Source organism: Burkholderia sp. Leaf177, from assembly GCF_001424345.1.
Classification (GTDB): domain Bacteria; phylum Pseudomonadota; class Gammaproteobacteria; order Burkholderiales; family Burkholderiaceae; genus Caballeronia.
Genome location: NZ_LMPF01000012.1, coordinates 53,723 through 74,570, shown reverse-complemented (window position 1 = coordinate 74,570; position 20,848 = coordinate 53,723). Strand labels below are relative to the sequence as shown.

At 60.1% G+C, this 20,848-nt stretch carries 21 protein-coding genes; 1 reads left to right on the top strand and 20 read right to left on the bottom strand.

Annotated features, from left to right (window positions below; all coding sequences use genetic code 11):
- Positions 1-4: 4 nt before the first annotated feature.
- From ASG35_RS11225 to ASG35_RS11160, 14 genes are all read right to left on the bottom strand, one after another.
- On the bottom strand, positions 5-1,153 hold the full coding sequence (locus tag ASG35_RS11225; RefSeq protein ID WP_056356570.1) for a hypothetical protein: 1,149 nt from the start codon (positions 1,151-1,153) through the stop codon (positions 5-7).
- Between the two features lie 264 nt (positions 1,154-1,417).
- A complete protein-coding gene (locus tag ASG35_RS11220; RefSeq protein ID WP_235527511.1) occupies positions 1,418-3,214 on the bottom strand; it encodes a pilus assembly protein in 1,797 nt (598 codons plus the stop codon).
- A 13-nt stretch (positions 3,215-3,227) separates the two neighbouring features.
- Entirely contained in the window at positions 3,228-3,926 is a 699-nt protein-coding gene (locus tag ASG35_RS11215; RefSeq protein ID WP_082508321.1) for a TadE/TadG family type IV pilus assembly protein, read from the bottom strand.
- On the bottom strand, positions 3,923-4,414 hold the full coding sequence (locus tag ASG35_RS11210; protein ID WP_056356566.1) for a TadE/TadG family type IV pilus assembly protein: 492 nt from the start codon (positions 4,412-4,414) through the stop codon (positions 3,923-3,925). Before ASG35_RS11210 ends, ASG35_RS11215 begins: the two co-directional genes overlap by 4 nt.
- Positions 4,411-5,331, bottom strand: coding sequence for a tetratricopeptide repeat protein (locus tag ASG35_RS11205; RefSeq protein ID WP_082508320.1), 921 nt, complete (start codon positions 5,329-5,331; stop codon positions 4,411-4,413). Before ASG35_RS11205 ends, ASG35_RS11210 begins: the two co-directional genes overlap by 4 nt.
- Positions 5,328-6,290 carry a type II secretion system F family protein gene (locus ASG35_RS11200; RefSeq protein ID WP_056356564.1) on the bottom strand — a complete coding sequence of 321 codons (963 nt, stop codon included), beginning with the start codon at positions 6,288-6,290 and terminating at the stop codon, positions 5,328-5,330. The genes ASG35_RS11205 and ASG35_RS11200 overlap by 4 nt, the downstream gene beginning before the upstream one ends.
- On the bottom strand, positions 6,287-7,261 hold the full coding sequence (locus ASG35_RS11195) for a type II secretion system F family protein (protein WP_056356561.1): 975 nt from the start codon (positions 7,259-7,261) through the stop codon (positions 6,287-6,289). Before ASG35_RS11195 ends, ASG35_RS11200 begins: the two co-directional genes overlap by 4 nt.
- Positions 7,258-8,691 (bottom strand): CpaF family protein, encoded by a 1,434-nt coding sequence (locus tag ASG35_RS11190; RefSeq protein ID WP_056356559.1) that lies wholly within the window; start codon positions 8,689-8,691, stop codon positions 7,258-7,260. The genes ASG35_RS11195 and ASG35_RS11190 overlap by 4 nt, the downstream gene beginning before the upstream one ends.
- On the bottom strand, positions 8,691-9,911 hold the full coding sequence (locus tag ASG35_RS11185; protein ID WP_056356557.1) for an AAA family ATPase: 1,221 nt from the start codon (positions 9,909-9,911) through the stop codon (positions 8,691-8,693). Before ASG35_RS11185 ends, ASG35_RS11190 begins: the two co-directional genes overlap by 1 nt.
- A gap of 31 nt (positions 9,912-9,942) precedes the next feature.
- Positions 9,943-10,317: a CpaD family pilus assembly lipoprotein gene (locus tag ASG35_RS11180; protein WP_056356555.1), complete on the bottom strand. Its 375-nt coding sequence runs from the start codon at positions 10,315-10,317 to the stop codon at positions 9,943-9,945.
- A gap of 10 nt (positions 10,318-10,327) precedes the next feature.
- The gene (locus ASG35_RS11175) at positions 10,328-11,839 is read right to left on the bottom strand and encodes a type II and III secretion system protein family protein (RefSeq protein WP_056356553.1); all 1,512 of its coding nucleotides are present in this window, start codon (positions 11,837-11,839) and stop codon (positions 10,328-10,330) included.
- 49 nt (positions 11,840-11,888) lie between these two features.
- The gene (gene cpaB, locus ASG35_RS11170; protein WP_056356551.1) at positions 11,889-12,857 is read right to left on the bottom strand and encodes a Flp pilus assembly protein CpaB; all 969 of its coding nucleotides are present in this window, start codon (positions 12,855-12,857) and stop codon (positions 11,889-11,891) included.
- Between the two features lie 11 nt (positions 12,858-12,868).
- On the bottom strand, positions 12,869-13,375 hold the full coding sequence (locus tag ASG35_RS11165; protein ID WP_235527510.1) for an A24 family peptidase: 507 nt from the start codon (positions 13,373-13,375) through the stop codon (positions 12,869-12,871).
- Between the two features lie 68 nt (positions 13,376-13,443).
- Positions 13,444-13,629 (bottom strand): Flp family type IVb pilin, encoded by a 186-nt coding sequence (locus tag ASG35_RS11160; RefSeq protein ID WP_056356549.1) that lies wholly within the window; start codon positions 13,627-13,629, stop codon positions 13,444-13,446.
- Positions 13,630-14,161: 532 nt separating this feature from the next.
- Here ASG35_RS11160 and ASG35_RS11155 point away from each other — a divergent pair.
- Positions 14,162-14,932 carry a hypothetical protein gene (locus ASG35_RS11155; protein ID WP_056357398.1) on the top strand — a complete coding sequence of 257 codons (771 nt, stop codon included), beginning with the start codon at positions 14,162-14,164 and terminating at the stop codon, positions 14,930-14,932.
- A 119-nt stretch (positions 14,933-15,051) separates the two neighbouring features.
- Here ASG35_RS11155 and ASG35_RS11150 read toward each other — a convergent pair whose 3' ends face one another.
- From ASG35_RS11150 to ASG35_RS11125, 6 genes are all read right to left on the bottom strand, one after another.
- Complete coding sequence (locus ASG35_RS11150) at positions 15,052-15,882, bottom strand: glycosyltransferase family 2 protein (protein WP_056356547.1); 831 nt, start codon at positions 15,880-15,882, stop codon at positions 15,052-15,054.
- Positions 15,879-16,952: a hypothetical protein gene (locus ASG35_RS11145; protein ID WP_056356545.1), complete on the bottom strand. Its 1,074-nt coding sequence runs from the start codon at positions 16,950-16,952 to the stop codon at positions 15,879-15,881. The genes ASG35_RS11150 and ASG35_RS11145 overlap by 4 nt, the downstream gene beginning before the upstream one ends.
- Positions 16,945-18,039, bottom strand: coding sequence for a glycosyltransferase (locus tag ASG35_RS11140; RefSeq protein WP_235527509.1), 1,095 nt, complete (start codon positions 18,037-18,039; stop codon positions 16,945-16,947). Before ASG35_RS11140 ends, ASG35_RS11145 begins: the two co-directional genes overlap by 8 nt.
- 361 nt (positions 18,040-18,400) lie before the next feature.
- On the bottom strand, positions 18,401-18,727 hold the full coding sequence (locus tag ASG35_RS11135; RefSeq protein WP_056356543.1) for a hypothetical protein: 327 nt from the start codon (positions 18,725-18,727) through the stop codon (positions 18,401-18,403).
- Between the two features lie 84 nt (positions 18,728-18,811).
- Entirely contained in the window at positions 18,812-19,615 is an 804-nt protein-coding gene (locus ASG35_RS11130; RefSeq protein WP_056356540.1) for a transglutaminase-like domain-containing protein, read from the bottom strand.
- An 84-nt stretch (positions 19,616-19,699) separates the two neighbouring features.
- Positions 19,700-20,803 (bottom strand): zinc-binding metallopeptidase family protein, encoded by a 1,104-nt coding sequence (locus ASG35_RS11125; RefSeq protein WP_056356538.1) that lies wholly within the window; start codon positions 20,801-20,803, stop codon positions 19,700-19,702.
- Positions 20,804-20,848: the final 45 nt, after the last annotated feature.

Sequence of the window (20,848 nt, the reverse complement as noted above, 5' to 3'; positions counted from 1 at the left end):
CTCATCAGAAGACGAAATCGAGTGCGGCACTAATCACATTCGTGCCGCTGCCGAGTTGATAGTTCGGCTGGAAGTTGATGAATGAGCCGGTCGAGTTCGCAGGCAGCCAGACATGGTCGTACTGCACCTTGAGGTCCACGTTCTTGACGACATCCCAGCGCAATCCGAACGAAACGTCCTTCTGCCCCATGTTGTAGTTGTACGAGAGCGTCGGGCGGTCGAGAGAATGCGCTTGCGAGTAAGTCGCAAACGGCGTGAACTTGCCCAGCCGATAACCACCGGTCACGTAGCCGCTCACGTAGCCGGGCGTGACCTGGTTCACGGTCACGCGCGCCAGTTCGCCCTGCACGAACCACGGGCCGCTGTCATACGCCGCTGCGACGCTGTAGACATTCACCGGTTCTTTTTCCGGCAGGAAATCGAGCTTGACGTTGGCGTGAAGGTATCCGGCGTGCAGTGTGAGGTTGCCGTATTCGAGGGTATCGAACACACCGGTTATCGCGGTTCCGTATGCCTTGAGCATGCCCGGATTGACGTGGAACGAACTGTAGCCGTAGAGCAGCTGAACCGTGTTCGCGACGCTGCCCAGGCGTAACCGGTAGGACATGTCCGCGCCGTCGCTGTTCGTGATCGGCACGGTGTTGTACACCTCGATGGGTACGCGCACCCAAGGATTTGCGTAGCCCACGTTCCGATAATCGGAGTTCAAGAAAGTGGGCAGTTCGATCCGTCCGGCGCGCACGCTGAAATCGGGTGTGAACGCGTACTTCACGTTGGCCCATTCGAGCGTCGGCACGAACGTGTTGTTGTATCTGTGCTCGGACACAACCTGGACAACTGCAGAAAGCTTGTCGGTGAACTGTCCGGCGAGCTGCAATCCGATCTTGCTGTCGTTCGCGAAGTCGTACTTGCGGCTATGGCCTGCGCCGTTCGGTTCGAATGCGGTGCTTGTAAAGTCGGCGGTGTCCAGACTGGAATGCGTCATGCCGAGCGTGCCGAAGCCGCTCAGCGTGAACATGCGTTGCGCGTTGTCCGGAGCCGCGGTTTCTTCGGCGAAAGCGGCCGGTGCGTGCGACGCGCACAGAAGTCCCACGGCGGCGATGCTCGCGCCGCCCGTGATCCATCGACGAAAATGGCGTTTTCTACTGGTCATCAAGTGATTACGTAGCAGGTTGTATGTGGCTTCTAACGGCCCTGCGCGAGGAATCTTGATAGTCAAAACGATGTCGATACCGGCTTTTCAACATTCGTCGATGACAATCGATAAAGAGTGGAAAAAGATTCCGTATCGACCCGTGCGTCTCGCCGGCAGCGGCAAAGATACCCGGTTCACAGGACCATGAGCTTCATAGGTGCCTCTACCTCAGGAACCCTAACTAACTCGGTTTGAATAAACGAGGGCGATCGCCCTCGTTCGTTATCGCGTCAGGCGCAAGATGCCGAGGTTGCCGGCGATCTGCTGAAAGATCGACGCGAGCGCCGCGTTGGTCGGCGCATGGTAGTAGTTACCGGGCGAAGCGCAATTCTGCATGGTCTGCTGCGCCTGCGTGCTTGCGGAGTCCGTTCCGTACGTGCCGAACGTGATGGAATAGATGACGATGCCATCGTTTTTCATCGCGTTGCAAACAGAGAGCTGGAAGGTGTTGATATCCGACACGGATGTCATCGAACCATTGGTCGGACCGCCCGTTGGCGCCGTCAACGTGCTGTTCCCGACGCCTGACAGACCGTTGAACGATGGGGACGGCATGATGCCGTTTGCCGTGCCAGGATCGTTCTCGCCATCGGTCAGTACGATCACTACGCGTTGCAATCCCTGTGTGGTTGCTTCTGGCCGGGGCAGGTTGGCATCGTTCGATACCCAGCCGTTCGATCCAGACACTTGCGGCGACCACGCCGAGGAAACCATGCGCCATCCCCACAGCAAGCCGACAGGAATGATCGTTGAACCGTTCGCCTGCATCTGGTCGATTGCGGTGTTCAGCGTGTTCACGTCTTGCGTGAGGAACTGCATCGGCCGGATCGAACATGGCCGGGAGCTGGCGCTGCCGTTCTGGTCCCAGGTAGTCGTCGCGGGCGCCGTGCTGCCGGATGGGGCTGGCTGGCCCCAGGCGTTATAGATGGGCGTGGCGGTCGCCGTGCCGCAAAAACTAGTCGAGCCGTTGGTCTGGTAGGTCAGCGGCACATTGAGCACGCTGCTGACGCTCGTCACCGCGCAGTTCGTCTTGTTGTCGTAGTTGGTGATCTTGAAGCCTTGCGGCGGCACGTTGTAATAGAACGGCGTGAACCCCGGCGAGTCCGCGGGCGCATAAGCCTTCGGATACAGCTTTTTCGCACTGCCAATGCGCGGTTCCACCGGGCATCCGGCCCAGCCCGAACCTGTTCCCGACGGCTGATACTGCGATGAAATGCCAGCGGAGTTGTAGCTGTTGCTGTCGCTGGCCGCGGGGGTGAGCCAACTGCCCGAAGCGGACAACGACGAGCCGACGTTCACCACGGTCGTGAACGGCACGAGACCCACGTACGAGCGGTTTCCAGACTGGCCAAGAATACTCGACACCAGCGTGTTCGCAGCGGAACGCAATCCGGCGATCTTGGTTCCCTGACTGTGATCGGCGCTGGCGTAATCGGCCATCGACCCGGTGTTGTCGAGCACCAATGCAAGCTCCAGCGTGCTTTGCGGCAGGCGGAACGCGGTGTTGCCGGCAGCAACCGTCGAGGTGTCCGGCGTGGACGGCGATCCCGATCCGGAGTCACCACTTCCGTCCGTAGGATTGCTCGCGAAGAAAACAGGTGCAAGCAAGGGAATCGAGCCCGACGCCGAGAGCTGGATGGTCTGGCCCGTCGCCGCTGCACCGGTGATCGTAGCCTTGAAGTTTGCGTCGGGCATGGTGAGGCCCAAATAGCCCTTCGGCATGTTGCCGTTATAAAACGCGCGCGCGTCCGCCTTCCATGCAGAAGAGTCCTTGCCCGCGGCATCGGCGTAATGCGCGAGATCGACGCCCGCCGAAATGGTCGCCACGTCCAGCGCCATCTGCATGCGAGCCTGGGTCATCTCGTAGTCGATCAGGTCGAGCGCGGTGCACATTGCGCCGAACATCAGGCTGGCGCAGACGGCGAACATCATTGTGACAACGCCGCTGTCGCCCGTCATCAACGTGGTGAAGGAGCGCGAAGGCACGGCGGGGGTGCGGGATTCGGGAGTGGTTGTCATCGGATATTCACTCTCAACCCGAGGTGGCGAGCTTGAGCGGCAGGCCTGAGCGCTGGCGGACGTAGACCACTTTGTAGATGGTCTGCGTGAGCGGTGCGTCGGACCAGAAGGGGGCTGTCATTGCAAACGGCGTATAGGTATAAAACACTTCGACGGCAGTCGCGGAATCCCCGCCATAGAACGGCCAGCCAGTGGGCAGAAGTGTCGAGGACGAGATCCGGGACGACGGCGCGTTCTTGCCCATCCACGATGCTTTTTGAGTCCATGCGATCGTCGGCGAGCCCTTTGTGGGCGGAATCATTTGCACGACGTTCGCGCCGCAACTGCTGGTGGTGTCGCAAATCGACGTGAGGATCACGCCGCCATTGGCCTGGAGATCGACCGGTGCGGCGATCACGCTGGCGGCTTGCCAGACCGCGCCGAGATTGCTGGCGTTACTGGTCGACTGATCGTTGATGACCTGCGTCATCTGACCTACGGAATTGGCGAGCGTGAAGGCCGTGCGCTCGACAATGCTGACCGCGCGCATGTAGAGATAGATTTCGGTGAAACCCAGCAGCAGGAGCAGCATCAACGGCGCGATCAGCACCGTCTCGATCGCGACACTGCCGCCGTCGGCGCGGAAAAACCGGCGAAGCGGCAAACGCAAGCGCAAGCGCAAACGCGCGAGAGAAATTGGCCGGGGCTTCGGGCTCTGGAACGGAAGCTTCATTTTTCGTTCTGAACGAGATAGTTGCGCTGGAAGGTCAGCGTGCTCACGCCAAACAGCTCCGGGATGCCGGAGAAACCCGGCATGGTCACGGTGATGTTGTACGAGACGACATTGCCATACGTGCCCAGGTCGCTGGTGTAGCTTTTAGTGCCCACGTTGCCGTAGGTGCCATAGTTCAATGTCGCAATGGTCACGGTGGCGCCCGCGTTTTTCCATCGCCCGAGATAGGCCATCACGATTGCCTTCGCCTGGTCCGCGCGCGTGCCCGACGCCGGGTCTGTGGTCGTCAGGCCCACGCGTGACGCAGCTTGCGCCGCGAGCTGCACGGATGCATCCACGAACATGTCGAGCGCCAGTTCCAGGGTCGCGAGGATCAGGATGAAAACGATCGGCCCGACGACCGCAAATTCGATCGCCGAGACGCCGCGGTTGTCGCCAAGCAGCCGCGCAAACACGGCATGCAGGCTGCGCGGTCGAGGCGCTTTCATCGAACACTCGCTGACTGGATCGCAACGGCCGGGACAGGCTGTACCGTCGCCGGGTTCGTGCTTGCGTTTGTACTTGCACTCGCGCCTTGCGAAAGATGCGCGCGCTGGATGTCGTAGAAACGCAGGTTGTCCTGCACCGACGCCTTCGGAAGGTCGTGGCCCAGAAGCTCGGCAGCGGCTTCGCTGTTGCCCATCAGCCCGTAGGCGAGGGCGAGGTCTTGCCGCGCCTGCGGCGGCGCGCCCGGATAACGCGTGACGTCGAGCAGCACGTTTGCGCCCTCGCGCGGGTTGCCGCCAAGAATCAGGGACAAGCCGAGATTGACGCTCAACATCGGGTCGCCTGGATTCGCGGCGAGCGCCTGCCTGAGCACGGTTTGAGCGCCGGCATGGTCGCCGTTCAAGTCGAGGGCCGCACCGAGTCCGGCGGACGCCGTCTGATCATTCGGAATCCTTGCGAGTACGTCGCGATATATCCTGATCGCGTCGTTGAAACGGCGTTGGTGGATCGCAACGCGTGCCAACCCGATCATCGGCGGCACCGCGGCTGGATCGACCTTGATTGCGCGGTCGTAGTAGACGCCCGCTCGAGTAAAGTCGCCAACGGCGTAAAGCGTGTTGCCGAGGCCGGTAGTTCCCGCAACCGAATTCGGATTGGCCTGCAGCACCTTGTTGAACAGTGTGGTTGCAAGTTCGATATTGCCCGAGTCGAGCGCGGAGTCCGCAAGCCTTAACTCGCTCATGCTGCTCGGCGTGGCGTTCTGCAGAACCGGCCTTACTTCGGATACCTGCCGCGTCGTAGTGGTGCAGGCGGCGCACGCCGCAAGCGCCAGCGCGCCCAGCGCAAGCTTGAAAAGAACGGGAGCGGCGCGCACGGTCGCCGGCAAATGGATGCCGCCAGGAGCTTTATCGATTTTCATTGTGTAGCCACGTAAGCAAGGAGTTGGATGACAGCCGGGCCGGCCGCAATCGCGACAACCGCTGGCAAGATGAAGAGCATCATGGGTACGACCATCTTTGGCGCGAGCTTCGCGGCTTTCTCTTCGAGCGAGACAATGTGCGCAAGCCGCTCCGTGCGCGACAACGTACGCAACGCCGACGAAATCGGTGTGCCGTATCGCAGCGACTGAGTGAGCGTGGAGATGAGTGCGCGAATCGATGGCAGGTCGATGCGTTCCGCCAGCTCCTGCAGCGCGCGGGTGCTGTCGCCGGAGAGCTTGAGCTCGTCGGCGGTCAATGCGAATTCGCCGGAAAGCGGCGGGCAGATCATCGCGAGTTCGTCGGCGACGCGCCGGATGCTGACGCCCAGGCTGTTGCCCGCGTTCGTGCAGATTACAAGCAGGTCGAGCGCATCGGGCAGGCATCCGGCCATCGCTTTGCGGCGGCGCGCCGAACGCCACGCGACAAAATATTCCGGCACGATCATGCCGACTATGAACACGGCCAGCATCAGGATGCCGCGGAAAGCAGGGTATGCGCCGACCACGGGAATGTTCGACCCGAGCATTACCGTGAGCGCCGCGCACGCCAGGCCAAAAACAAACTTTATGGCGAGCAGCACAGAGACGGCCCGCGGTCCGCGATAGCCACCTTGCACGAGCGTCTTCTTCAGCTTCAATCGATATTTCGCGTCGAAGAGCGGCAGCTTGTCGCCGATTTTTGCAAGCCGCAGCAACACCTTCGTGCGCTTTTCGGGCGCCGGGTCCGTCTCGCCGTTGTCAACGTGCTCCACTGGCAGATTGAGGGCGACCGTGCGTGCGCGTTCCGCGATCCGGCCGCGCTTGCCGCCATGCTTGCTTGCCCACCAGATCGCCAGGACCGCAAAGAGCGCGAGCAGCATGGTCAGGTTGATGAGCGTTTCAACGCTTTCGTTGTTCATCGCGATGTATCCAGTTTGGACATCTTGTTCACGACCATCAGTCCGATCGTGATCGAGATGGACGCGAACGTCATGAGCTTGTGGCCCGCCGGTGTTCCGAACAGCACCGCAAGATAGTCGCGATTGAGCACGTACATGCTCAGCATGATGACGACGGGAATAGCCGCCAGGATCTTGGTCGTGATACGCGCCTCGCCGGTGAGCGCCTGGGTCTTTTGGCGAATCTCGCGCCGGGTCCGGACAATGCCCGCGAGGTTTTCGAGCGTCTCGCCGAGCTGGCCGCCGGTCTCGCGTTGCAGGAGCAGACATACGCAGAAAAACGAGAAGTCCGCGATTTCGATCCGTCTGACTGCAACCGCCAGCACTTCCTCTAGATCCAGGCCGACCTGAAGCGCGTCGCTCATCAATTTGAATTCGCGCCGCAATGGATCGGGACATTCGTCGGCGGCAGCACCGATCACGTGCGTGACAGGCACGCCGGCACGCACAGCGCGCACGATCATGTCGATGACATCGGGGAAGAAATCGAGGAAGCGCTTGCGAAAACGTTCAATCAGGATGCGATACGCCTGGGCGCCGCAGAACAGGGGCAGCGCCGTCATCAGGATGGGCGAGGCCATGTCCGGTAACGGCATGAACGTTGTCATGGCAAGCGCGAGCAACTCGCCCGCAATCGCCGCCCCAATCACGATGCGCAAGCCCTTCGCGCCCGCCACCGTGTTCAGGCGCGCAAGTTTCGGCCGGGTCCAGCGGGTCACCACGTTATCGCGTTTGATCACGCTGAAGAGGTCGGACTCGAACGTGCCCCTGGTTTTTCTGTCGGCGGCGCTCAACGCAAACGCGAGCTGCATGCGTGCCTTGATGCGGGCGTCGGGCTGATTCTTGCGAATGTCCTGAAGCACGAGCGTCATCACGCCCAGCAGCAGGACGGCGGCGAACGAGCACATGGTCAGGAGGTCGACGGTGCTCATGGCTTCATTGCATCGAGCAGCGCGTCTTCCAGCCCGTAGTAAGCGGCTCGCGCAATAAACGCCGGGCGCATGGCGCCGACTTCGAACACGCCCTTGACCTCTTCGCTGTAGGCCGACGCGTCGTAGCGAAACGTGAAGAGATCCTGCGTGATGATGACGTCGCCTTCCATGCCGACGAGTTCGGTGACGCGCGTGATCCGGCGCATGCCGTCGCGCATCCGCTCGATCTGCACGATCATGTGCACTGCGCTTGCAATCTGGCGTCGGATCGACAACAGCGGCAAGTTGCCGTTTGCCATCATGACCATGCTTTCCAGCCGCGTGATGCCGTCGCGCGGCGTGTTCGCGTGGATGGTGGTCATCGAACCGTCGTGGCCCGTGTTCATGGCCTGCAAGACGTCGAACGCTTCGGGTCCGCGCGTCTCACCGAGGATGATCCGGTCGGGACGCATCCGCAGTGCATTGCGAACCAGATCGCGTTGCGCAACGCCGCCGAGACCTTCGGCGTTTTCGGGCCGTGTTTCAAGGCTGACTACGTGCGGCTGCATGAGTTGCAACTCGGCCGCGTCCTCGATCGTGATCGTGCGTTCGCCTAAATCGATGAAATGCGAAAGCGCGTTGAGCAAGGTCGTCTTGCCGGAACCCGTACCGCCCGAGACGATGATATTCAACCGGCACGTACTGGCCAGCTTGAGCACGTTCGCCATCTGCGGCGACATGTTGCCCTGTTGCGCCATCCGGTGCAGCGTGATGTTGCGCTTGGAAAATTTCCGGATCGAGATGGTGGCGCCGTGAATGGCGAGCGGCGGCAGTACGACGTTCACGCGGCTGCCGTCGGCGAGACGCGCGTCGACCATTGGACTGCTTTCGTCCACACGACGGCCCACGCCAGCCGCAATACGCTGCGCGACGTTGACCACGTGCGCATTGTCGCGGAATTTGTACGGCGTCAGTTCGAGACGGCCATGGCGCTCCACATAGACCTGGTCGGGACCATTGACCAGAACGTCCGTGATGGTTTCGTCGGTGAGCAGCGGTTCGATCGGACCGAGGCCGAACATGTCGTTCAGCAACTCGCCCACGATCTGTCCGCGCTCCGATACGGTGATGTTCAGGTGCTCGCGCTCGGCAATCTCGCCAACCAGCTTTTCGACGCCCGGCTTCATCTGCTCGCGCCCTTTGCCGACCACGGCGGAGGCGTTCATCGAAGCGAAGACGGCAGTGCGAATGGTTTTGAACAGATCGGAACGAACCAGCGTTTCGTTGCCGTCGCTCACGACCGTCACCGCAGCCGACGGCGAAGCAACACGCGGGACTTCGGCCGATTGCGTAGCAGCGGCGATCGCCGCCTCGAGCGAGGTCACGGAATCTGCAAGGTTGATATCGGCAGGTTCCGGACCGGGTTGGACAAATTGCTTCTGACCGAACATCAGCCTCTCCTCAACTTCAATTTCTGGAAGAACGTCAGTTCGGGAGCGGAGTGTTGTCCTGTCAGGTCCCGGCCAATACGCGCAATGGTCTGGTTGAATCCAGCGGGCGCTTTCTCCATGACCGCCTCTCCCAGGTTCTCCGCAATCGATACGGCTTTGCTTTCGAACGGCACTTCATATTGCGTGGAGCGGCCCACTGCATGCATGAAATCGGCGGCCTGGACCTTGCCGGCTGTTGCAGAGTTAGGGTTGTTGAGCAGGATCGAGGTCGGCGGATTGTTATCGCGATCTTCGATAAACCGCAGCAGCCGGATGCTTTCGCGCGTGCAGTGCACAGTGCGGTCCGCGACCAGATAAACGCGCGCCGCGTGGTCGAAGGCCTGCTGCGCGAGTGCCGTGGAGGGCGTGTCGATATCAAGAATCACATAGTGAAAACTGTCGCACAACAGGTCCAGCACGCGCGGAAGCGCAGCGGCTTCGAACGGCACTGCGGCACCGAGGTCGAGTTCCGAAGACAACACGAACAAGCGCCGGCTTTTCGCGACCAGCGTGCGCTCGACATATTGCGGATCGAGCCGGTTCACGTTGTGCAGGACGTCGCTGAGACCGTTGTTGCTCTGGATGCCGAGCATGCTGTTTGCCGCGCCGCCATAAACGTTCAAGTCGACATACGCCACGCGCCGGTGTGTCTCTTCGGCGAGATGGCGCGCTACGTTGAGCGCCAGTGTCGTCACACCCACGCCGCCGCGCGCGCCCGCGAACGCAATGGTCTTGCCTGCACGCGTGAGCGTTACGGGATTGACCTTGCCGTCCTGCACGCTGAAAGTGCGCTTGAGCAGTTCAACCGTCAGCGGCTTGACGAGGTAGTCGCGCACGCCGAGTTTCAGCAGGCTGCGAAACAGTCCGACGTCGTTGCGTTCGCCGAGCGCGACCACTTGTACCGATGGCTCGCAGACTTCCGCAAGCCGGCCGAGATCTGACAAAGGCATGGTCGAGCCATGCAGATCGACCAGCAGGAATTGCGGCGAGCGTTCTATCTTGGAGAGATACGCAATCGCATCGTCGATGCTTCCAAGCACGATATGCACATGCGGCATTGCTTCTTCGAGTACGAAGCTCTTGAGGATCTGCTCGGTCGCCCGATCCGTGACGAACGCGATAAAGTCCGCGACTCGCGCGCCTGATTTCGCTTTCGATACCCTGAACTCTGTTGTGCTCATGTGTTCATCTCGCAGGTGTCACTGACTGTCGTTACTTGGAGTCGCGCGACGTCGCGGTGTCGAGCGGAATGACGTGGCCATTCTTGTAACGATGCACGGCGCTCGCCGCCACGGCCGCATCGGCGGGACCGAGTTTTTCGGGCGCAACCAGGTCTTTCGGATTGGCGATCTGCGCGGCCAGATTGCTGTAGGTCGCACAGCCCCATTGCATGCTTGGCCGGCTCCAGCCGGCATCGGTCAGCACGGAGGGGCGCGAAAGGCTGTCGCAATCCGGCGCCAGGGCGGACTTGCCATCGAAGCCGATCACGTTCTGATCCGGCATGCCGCGCGGCGGCTTGAAGCAGCCTCCGAGTCCTGCAGCAATGGTGCAAGCGAGAAGAAAGGTGAGAAGGCGGGCGGATTTCATGGCGTCTGACTCAGTAAACGTAACCGGCTGCGCCGACAAGACGTGGTTGAGCGGCGTCGGCCGGTGCGCCGGCTTGACGGCTGAAGCTGTACTCGACGTCGTTGCTCGGTGAGCTCAGCGATTCGAGCGGCGAGCGCAGTTTCGAAGGATCGGTCGGCTCGACCAGATACGGCGTGACCATGATGACCAGCTCGGTCTTGTTGTTCTGGTAGTTCGTCGATGAAAACAGCTTGCCCAAAATAGGAATCGAGCCCATGCCCGGCACTTGGGAAATGATGTCGGTGGTGTTGCTCTGGAGCAGTCCGCCAATAGCGAAGCTCTGGCCGCTTCCGAGTTCCACCGTCGTATCCGCGCGGCGCACGCTCAGTCCCGGCACGGTAATGCCACCCGTGGTGACGCTCACGGAGGTATCGATCTGGCTGACCTCCGGACGCACCTTGAGGCTGATGCGGTGGTCGTTCAGGACGGTCGGCGTGAAATCGAGCTTCACACCGAACTGCTTGAATTCCACGGAGATCGCGCCATTGGTCTGCGATACCGGGATCGGGAATTCTCCGCCTGCAAGGAAGCTCGCCGTCTGTCCCGAGAGCGCCACGAGGTTCGGTTCGGCAAGTACCGTGAGCAGGCCTTCCTGATTCAACGCGTCGACCATCGCGCGGATATCGACGTTGTTCGTTTTGAACCCGCCGAATAACGAATACGCGTTGTTGGTGGGCAAGTTGACCGGATAGGCGGTGCCGCCCGACGGGGTAGTAATGGGATTGTTCAGGTTGTAGATCGAGCGGCCGCTAAAAATCCCGCCGTAGATGTTGCCGACCGCGTTGCCCATCGCCTGCCAGTTGATGCCGAGTTGCTGGGTCACATTGCGGTCCACTTCAGTGATCCGCACGCGCAGTTGAACCTGCAGCGGCCGGTCGATTGTCATGCGGTTGACCAGCACTTCCTTTTCCGCGAGATAGGGCGTGAGCGAATCCACGACCGCGTCGGCATCGGCGGAACTGGCGGCCTGCCCCGTCACCATCAGCGAGCCCTGACCGGTCGTCAACTGCACGTTCATGCTCGGGAAACGCGCGCCGATCATGCTGCGCAGCGAATCCATGTCGCGTCCCACATATACGGTGCGCTGCACCAGCGTCTTGTTGTTTGCGCCGAGCACATAGAGCGTCGTGGTGCCAGCCTTCTTGCCGAGCACGAACACCGCTTTCGGCGATGGCACATGGACGTCGGCCACGTTCGGATCCGCGACGAATACCGACACTGCGTCCTCGTTCAAGCGAACCAGCAAACCCTTGCCTGCGCCGATTTCGAGCGTACCTTGCGCCGGGGCGGAAGGCGCGTCGGCGGTTGGGTTGGCCGGTGCGCTTGCGGAACGCGGCGTGCCCGCGTGCACCATTTGCGGCAGGGGTTTTGTCGGCAATGCGGGCGACGCTGCGAGCGCAGGCCCTGCGTACGATGCACCGCACGCCGCGGCGATGGCGATCGTCCCAAGCTCCTTTCGAATCGAATTGAACGGCGTTTTCATGACTTTCTATCCTGGCGAATGGATGCGTTTCTGCTGGTTTGCATGTGCATCAGCGCGGTGTGGCTGCGGCCGGCAGCGGCGGCACATCGCCGGCCGCCGGTGTGCCGTTGGCTTGAGCAATGCTCGTCGTCGCATCGGCTTTCTCGGAACCTCTATAGATCGTGACAGCGCGCGGAATCGGCGGGATCGACGCAGTCGATGTCGACGACGAAGTGGGCTGGAACGTGTGTGCCCGCGGCAAGTCGCGCACTGCACGCGAGATGTCGCCGGCCCAGACAGGCGCTGACATTGCAACGCTTGCCGCGAAGGGCGCAGCCGGGTCGCGCGTGACGGTGGCGAAGCTGCGCAGCGCAAGTGATAGGCTGCCGAGCCGCGCGGCGACCGCGACGACCTCGCCCATGCGCGGCGTGACTTCCAGCGTGACCGTACGGGCGCGGTTGTTGACGTCGGGTGTATCGCCCGTCTTGGGACGCTGGATCTCCGAGCCCACTGCCAGCACGCGCACGTGCTCGACAACCGTTTCACTCGATACCGCCAGGTCCGGCGAGTCGGTACGCCGATCCATTTGCTGCGTCAGCAGCAGGTCCACATAGTCACCGGGCTGGATCAGGCCGGCGTTGCCAGAGACATCGTCCACCGCGACAGACACGGCGCGCATTTCCGGCTTGAGCGTGGCCGCGAGGAAACCGGGAGCGTTCGGCAGGATGACGTCATCGGAGACGAGGACAGTTCCAATTGCTGCGGGATGGCGCAGCAACGCGCCTTTCAGGTCGGTGGCGCCCGGCGCTCCCGAAATGATCGCGTTAGGCGGAACACTTTCGGCCGGCAGCTTCTTCCAGGTCAGGTCTTCGTCGCGCAGCAACAAACCCTGCGGCAGATTTGCGGCGCTGACCAGAACTTTTTCGGTGCTGACTGACGGGGCCGTGGAGTGAGAAGCGCTTGTCACGGCGACACGCACGATCAAGGCAATCAGGACTGCGCCGACCAGAAGCACGCTGAATTTGATGATGTTGGACATAAGGACGCCGCCTATTGCGTCAATAACATGGGGAGCAAGACCGGCAGCACGATGACCGTACCGCCGCCCAGCGCAAGTGCAACGCCGTACGGCACGCCGCGCGCGCCGGAAAACATTGCGAGTGCCCGCAGCGGCCGGGAGCGTTGCTCGGGGCTCATGCGCTTCGTGGCAAGACTGACGAGCGACACGACTGTTCCGATCACGGAAATCAAGGTCAGCGCGGGTATCGACAAGCCAAGTCCAACCCAGAGAAAAATCACTGCTGCGAGCTTTGCGTCGCCGCCGCCGAGCAGGTTTGCCGCGAACAAGACGGCACAAAAAAGGAACACGCCTGAGGCGAGTGCAATGTGTTGCAGCACATCGCTAAGCGGCATCTTGATCAGCAGCGCATCGATGAAAAAAAGCGCTCCGATCACAAGCACGACTTTCGTGGGTAAGCGCCGGAACCGGACGTCGAATACTGCAAGCCACAACAGCGCAGCCAGGACGACGAGACGGATTGTCAGGAGCGGAATCACGATGAGCAAATTCGAATTTGAGTAAGGTGGAGATCCGCCTGCCGAGCAACCGGATCTCCTGGAGACGATTAGTTCGCCTTGTTTTGCGACGCGGTGACCTTGGTGTACAGGTTGCTGAACATCGAACCCGTGCTCGTCTTGAACGTAGCTGCCATGGCGCCGAGCGCGATCACGACGATGCCTGCCAACACTGCATATTCCATGGCGCTCACGCCACGCTCGTCACGAACAAATGCCTTGAGTAATTTGCGCATCTTTTTTCATCCTTAAAACGGTAGGTAGTTGACTCGCCCATTTGTGCGAGCCGGCCAAGAACTTCCCCACCGTCCCCGCCGATAAGTCTCTTCGGATATGGTCGGCAGGTAGGTGGTGAGCCTATTTACGGCGCACTTAAAACGAAACTTGAGAGGGACGATGCAGGGAACGACGGCGACTACGACCTAGCGTGGTGGATGAAAGCTGGACAAGCGGTCGGGGCAGATCTGACGGAGCTTTTTGAGGCCAAATGCAATCGTTTGCGGACTACTTAGAAGGAATAATTCAGTAAATTTTGCAGCATAGCCTTGGTCCAAAATAAATTCCGAACGCGATCCGCATCAGGGTTTTTCACGATTTGGTTGGCTTAACTAAGCTCTCCAGAACGCCGAACATTTTTGGTTTCAACGCTGCTGGGAAGTTTGATTTATTTGTCCGCCCTCCAGTTTTCCCGCGATGTTCCGTTATCCGGTTGTCGGCGTGCGTCGAGTGACGCCGGTCCGAGCCCAATCGCAAAGCCAAAATAAATCCATGAAACTACTTTCCAAGCTCCTGCTGCTGACGCTACCTATCCTTGCCGCTTGCGGCGGTGGCGGTAGCGACGACAAGACCTGCACGACCGACCTCAACAATCTGCAGAAGTCGTGCGTTGCCAATCCCTCGCATGCATTGCCGGAAGGGTTTTGGTACGGCTCTGTGAACTCCGCACAGTCGGTCGCGGCGCAGACCATCGTGCTCGAGTCGGGTCAGTACTACAGCATTTATACGCAGAACGGCTCGTTCATCTGGTTGATAGAAGGCATCATGACCTCGACAGATGGCGCGTTCACCGACTCGGCAACGGTCGGCTTCCATACCTATGGAGCAATTCGCGCAGGATCTTTGTCGGGCAACTTCAGCGGCAAGAGCACGCTCACCGCGACGACGACCCTTTATGTCAGCCCGGATACGACGGCTACCAGTTTCAATGGCAACTACAACGGGACTTACGACACGCCTATCGCGGTGAGCGACGTCGCGCGCACGTGGAACAGCGGTGCAGGTGTTTCCCCGATTTCCACGATCACGATTGCCAGCGACGGCACGGCAACCGGGACGCAAAACGCTTGCACATTTACCGGCAGCTTCAAGCCGCGCTCGACAGGCAAGCATCTGCTCGACGGCACGCTGGCATTTACGGGGCAGTTGTGCGCTCTCAACAATCAGTCGATGCCTGTAGAAGCGACTGTTGTGAATGGCTTGCTTACGGTTGTGGGCGTAACACCGCAACGCGACCAGGCTTTCTTCATGTCGGCGCAGTAATTGACTGAGTGATCTGTTGTTACGAGCGGGATGCTTGCGCTAATCGCCAGGCATCCCGCGGTAATCTGGATAAACCGAGGCGGAGAATACGGATTGAGTATTTTGGTCTCAATCGCACATCACGCTTTAACATAAGCAGCCGCAATCTCGACAGCCGTCGGCAATCTGCAAAGCGTGAGGGTCGTATCGTTCATTTCGATGTAACCCGCATCAGCGAATTGCGTCAGCCAGCCTTCCATTGGCCACGTACCCCAGCGTGCGCGAAATAGCCGCGCATTCTCCACAATACTCGCGAGATGATTCAGCGGCGGCTCACAGCTCGCATGAAACTGATGGAACGCGCGCGCCTCCACGAACTCTATCGGCACGCCGTTCGCGGCGGCACGAAAGCTGAAGTCGGTGTCCTCGCCGCCATAGCCGCAATATCGAATATCGAAGCGTCCAATATGGTCGAACGTCTGGCGCCGACACGCAAAGTTGAGTGACCAGAAGAGCGTATGCGGCACAGCTTCGCCGGTGCGTCGATCGATGTGAAGCGGATGCGGCGCGGCGGATTGCATAAGACTGTCCAGCGTGGTCGTTCCATCTTCGGAAGCCTCCGGAAGATATAACACTTCGCCCTGATATAGCGTGTCCGTGGAGAGCGCGAGCTTGTCGCGATATCGTGCGACCAGATCCGGCGCTGGAATGCAATCGACGTCGAGGAACACGAGGTCATCGCTCGTTGCGTGGTCAACGGCAGCGTTACGCGCGGCGGCTAGCGGCAACTGATCGTCGCCACTATCGATCGAGCAATGAATGATCGGGAAATACGCACTTTCCCAGCGCGAAGGCGATTCATTCATCTGCACGATAACCAATGCATCCGGTAAAACAGTCGAGCGTTCCAGTCCGCGTATCAGGTTGAGCAAATGCGCGCGGCGACCGTGCACGAGTGTCAGGACGTTCATTGCAAAACCTCTTCTGCCACGCGCGAGATAGCGGCGGCAGCGCGTGCCGCGCCATCGCCGCCGGCGAATGGTTCCCACATCGCAGGCGTCAGTTTTGTCGCTTGGTCGAGCAGTGCGGGCCACGCTTCAGCTTCGGGCCACACTGCGCAATGTATGGCGAGACCAGCAGCAGCCAGACGTTCGCTCGTTGATCGCTGCTCATTGAACGGCCGCGTTTCCGGCACGCAGATGAACCTGCAACGCAGGTCGGCAATCTCGCTTACCAGACTGTCGCCTGCCGATCCCACGACCACATGCGCCGACGTCAGCCACTCCCGAGGATCGCGCACCAGACCGAGCAGCCGGAGGTTGGATGGCAACGCAAGTGCCGCATCGTTGGCAACAGGACCCAGCACGGTCCATTGCCAATCGGGACATTTACGGGCGGCATCGGCCAGTCGCAGAACATTCAATTCCGTGCCACCGAACCCGGTGATAACAGTCACATGCCGGGGTTTGACCGGACTCGCGGTTCGAAGCTCGGACGGACACGCGGCGTATTTCGATATCAATCCAACGTAGTCCGTTTTATGAGTCCATTCGGCGGACGTTTCCGGCTCTTCCAGTTGCGCGGGATAAGGCGCGAGCAATCGACTGGCACACGCATAAGCGAGACTATGCGCGGGATCGGTGCGATTGCCGCGTTGACGCATATAGATGGTCGGCACACCGCACAGCCGCGCGAGCAACGCTACTTCCACGGAGACATCCACGATCAGCAGGCACGGCCAGTTCGACCTGAACCAGTCGACCATGGAACCCATGCGCTCGCGCAGTCCATCTACGGCCAGCGGCGCGTAGTGGAGACCCGCGGGTGTATCGGCGAACGTATGAGCGTCGTAGTCCAGTGGCAAGCGGTGCAGTTCGACGTTGGCAAGCGCCGATGTGTCAGGCAACGTGCTTCCGAATAACGTCATCCGGTTGGACAAATGCGCGGCTATTGCCAGCGCGCGCGTCACATGCCCCGCGCCCTGGTGATGCGCGTAATAGCCGATCGTGACGCCGGTTGCGCCGACAGTTGCCTCAACCATAATCGGGCAACGTCGTGCGGGCGAGGCTTGTCAGCAGTTCCTCGTACTGCACGAGCATGGAGTCGATATCCCAGCGCGATCGCGCGTGACGGCGACATGCGCCGCGATCGAGCAGACGCGCGCTCAGCAATGCGGCGGCAAGCGAAGCCGCGTCGCCAGGTTCGGCGAGCGAGCCTGTTTCGTTCGTCAGCAACTCCGGAATCGCGCCCCGTGAAAATGCAGCGACCGGCGTACCGCACGCGAGCGCCTCGGCCACGACGAGTCCGAACGGCTCGTTCCAGCATGGCGTGACCAGGCAGACGCTGGCGCGACCTAGTTCTTCCGCGAGTTCGGAGCGCGACAGATGACCGAGATACACGACGTCATCGCCGAGACGTGGCGCAATCTCCTGATCGAAGTAATCGCGGTCGATTGCCTGGCCTGCAATGCGCAACGGCACACCGGCAAGGCGCGCGGCATCGATAGCGAAATGTGCGCCTTTATCCGGGACCAGACGTCCATACCAGAACGCGTGCGCACCGATGATTCCCTTCGACGGCCGCCATTGATCCAGGTCGATCCCGTTGGCGATCACATGGCAATCGGGCGTGAGTTCGCCCCAGTCCGCTGCGTTGGAACGCGATACCGTGCAGTAGTTTCCGCCGCCCCGTTTATGTTGGGCCGCGATCGCATTGATCATTTCAAAGAACGGGGGCGTGTGCAGAACGGTCAGCATGGGCGTGCGAATCATGCCCGACATGGTCACCGGCACATAATGCAATGCGTTGTTGAAGATGATGTCGAAGTCGTGATTGTCGATTGTTTGCAGACAATCCATATACGCGTGATGTTCGGCAATAAAGTCCGAGCTCAGCGTGTCGTGATCATGTTTTGCCGCACTGGTGCGATAACTGCCAACGGGCGTCATCGACTTCACTTTTAATTCGGGCATCGAATCACCGTGGGCGAAGAGCGTGACGTCATGACCGCGCTGCCTTAAATGCCGGGTGATGTCATGAGTAAATGCTTCGAGGCCGCCGGCGAAGGGTTCGCGGATCGGATGTTTTATGTGTGTGAGGATTCCGATTTTCAGGCTGAGTGGATTCATGATCTTCTGTATTTACGGTTTGCAGCCAGCGACTGGCCTCCTTTCAGATCGAATATGGCCAAGCGAAGAGGCTGATGCTCACTGCGGTCGCCAAGCGGCAAAAGTAATGAGATCGAGTGCGCACAACTAACAGCACTCCAGCAACATCCTTGCCCGATGGTTTCGGTTGCGTGATTCGTAGACGTCGGCGGCTTTTTTATGCCGTATTCGACGGTGGCGCACGCGCGCTGAACGGTCGTCAACGAGCGCGGATTTGAGCGATGGGAAGAGATAGATTTCGTCGCGCCAAGGATAACGGCACGACGAAAACACTGTGCGGGTGATACGGACGTCCTTGTTGCGTTCAACCTCTTCGATCAGATCATCGAATCTGTTTCAAAGAGGACAGATCGACAGTGCCGTTCTGACTCGTGAACGCGAGTGAGTGATCGTGGCTGCTTTGCTGTGACACGCCGTTGATGCGGTGATCGCCGCTGTCATAGGTGGATAGCTGGCCATCGCGTTCTATCAGCAGGCGGCGCGAGTCCGGGAAAAACGCGTAGCGCATGCCATTCTGCGATCCGCTCGATGCAGCATGCCCTAGGTCGTCGGGCCACCACTTCTCGCCGCCTGACATCGGCTTCATAGGCTCCATCGGTTTCATCGGCTCCATGGGTTTCATGGGTTCCATCGGCTTCATCGGTTCCATTGCTTGACTCCTGTTCGTTCGAACACGCTGTGTTGAATATGAAGGAGACGCAAGCCACGTTCCACGCGTTCTGCGCCGCGTGTCCTATTGCGGTTCACACACCACAAAGAAGCGAGTCAGCAGCGAAGAGCCGAACGTGTTGCTGATTGCGACGTCGGCGGCGTCGCGCCCGCGCGCCATCAACAATCGCCCTGTGCGCGGCGCATTGTTACGCGGGTCGAAGGTCTGCCAGGTATTGCCGAGATATGCTTCGAACCACGCACAGAAGTCCATCGGCGCATAAGGCGGCGGCAGGCCGACGTCGCTGATGTAGCCGGTGCAATAGCGCGCGGGAATATTCATCGCGCGGCACAGGGCGACGGCCAGATGGGCGAAGTCGCGGCACACGCCGACACCTTCCTGATAAGCCTCGTAGGCGGTTTTTGTCGGACGCGCGCAGTTGTAGTCGAAGCGAATATGATTGTGCGCGAAGTCGCAGATCGCCTGCACGCGAGCGCGGCCGAACGGCAGGTGTCCGAACATTTGCCATGCGATGTTCGAGAGCAAATCGGTCTCGCAGTATCGGCTGCCGAGCAGGAACTGCATGCATTCATCGGGCAATTCCTCGATAGCATGCTGATAGCCGTTGCTTTCGGGCATCTCCGGATAAGCCGGCACCTCGAAGATGCCTTCCGACGACAACGTCATTGGCCCTGGCGGTGCGGTGAGCCGCGTGCACAAGTTGCCGAACGAATCGTGGTATTGCCGGAACGGAACCGCCGGATTGACGTGCAAGTGATCCGGCACCACCATGTCTTGCGAACGCGAGAAGTGCGTATTGAGCATCAGTAGCATCGGGGTTGGCTGCGGACACTCGAAGACCAGCTCGTAACCAACGCGAAGTTTCATCCGATTCACCTTGATAAGGTATGCGATGCAATATGTAAGAAGAGCGCAGGAACACGCTCGTGAGATCCAAGGCCAAGACCAGCGTCAGGAACCAGCGGACTCGCTGATTTGTTTTGGCATCGTGTCCTGTTGCGTGCCGGCTTGCGCGACCACCTTGTGCACGAAGCGCAACTTGTCGATCACCGCGGGCGCGAGCGTGAACGGATATGCATCGGCAAGACCCAGACTACGGTTCAGGCTGTTTAACGCATAGGTCAGCGGAAACCAGCGCTTCATCAGATTATCGAAACTCACGTTTTCGATCGGCGTGCTCTCCGTCAAGGTCGGCTCGTTACGCGCGTCGGGGTTCAATTCGAGACCGCACGCCGCCGCTGTATCGATGGTATCCACAATGTGCAAGTAATGCGCCCACGTCTCGGCCCAGTCTTCCCACGGATGCGTGGTGGCGTACGCGCTCACATACGACTGGTCCCAGTCGGCCGGCGGACCTTCTGCATAGTGGGTCTGTAGCGCTGCTGCGTAGTCCGCGCGCTCGTCGCCGAATTTTTCGCGAAACGGCTCCTCCCAGTGCGTCCCGGTCACCAGCCGGTCGAAGTAGTAGTGCCCGATCTCATGCCTGAAATGCCCCAGCAGCGTGCGATAAGGCTCGTGCATCTCGGTGCGCAGGCGCTCGCGCGCGGCATCGTCTGCTTCGGCGATGTTCATCGTGATCAAGCCGTTATCGTGACCGGTCAAAACTTTTTCGCCAACCCCGCCGTCTTCGAGAAACTCGAATTGCAGGCCCGTTTCCGGATTGGTCCGGCGTGAATCGACCCGCAATCCAAGGCCGCTCAATGCGTAGAGCAGCCGCCGCTTGGCCGTTTCCAGTCGATACCAGTAGACCCGGTTCTCCGGCTGCGACAGGTTGGGAATGGTATGAGTCAGCGAACAGGCGGAACAAAGTGATTCGGTGGAATCGGCGGGCAACATCCAGTTGCAGACATTCTCGAGCGCGTAGTTATTGCATTGTTTGTGCAATGCACCGTTGGCGTCGGGATGCAGGTTGCGCCACAGATTGTCGCCGGCCGGCTCGAATGCACAGACTTCCGAAAGCTCGGGAACGTAGCCCAGCAACGCTGCGCAGGACTCACATTTCACGTTTTCGAAAAAGACGTGCTGCTGGCATCGATCGCAATGAAATGTTTTCATAGTGGACAAATAACGGTTCGGTCATGGATGTGCCCGTAGAGCAAT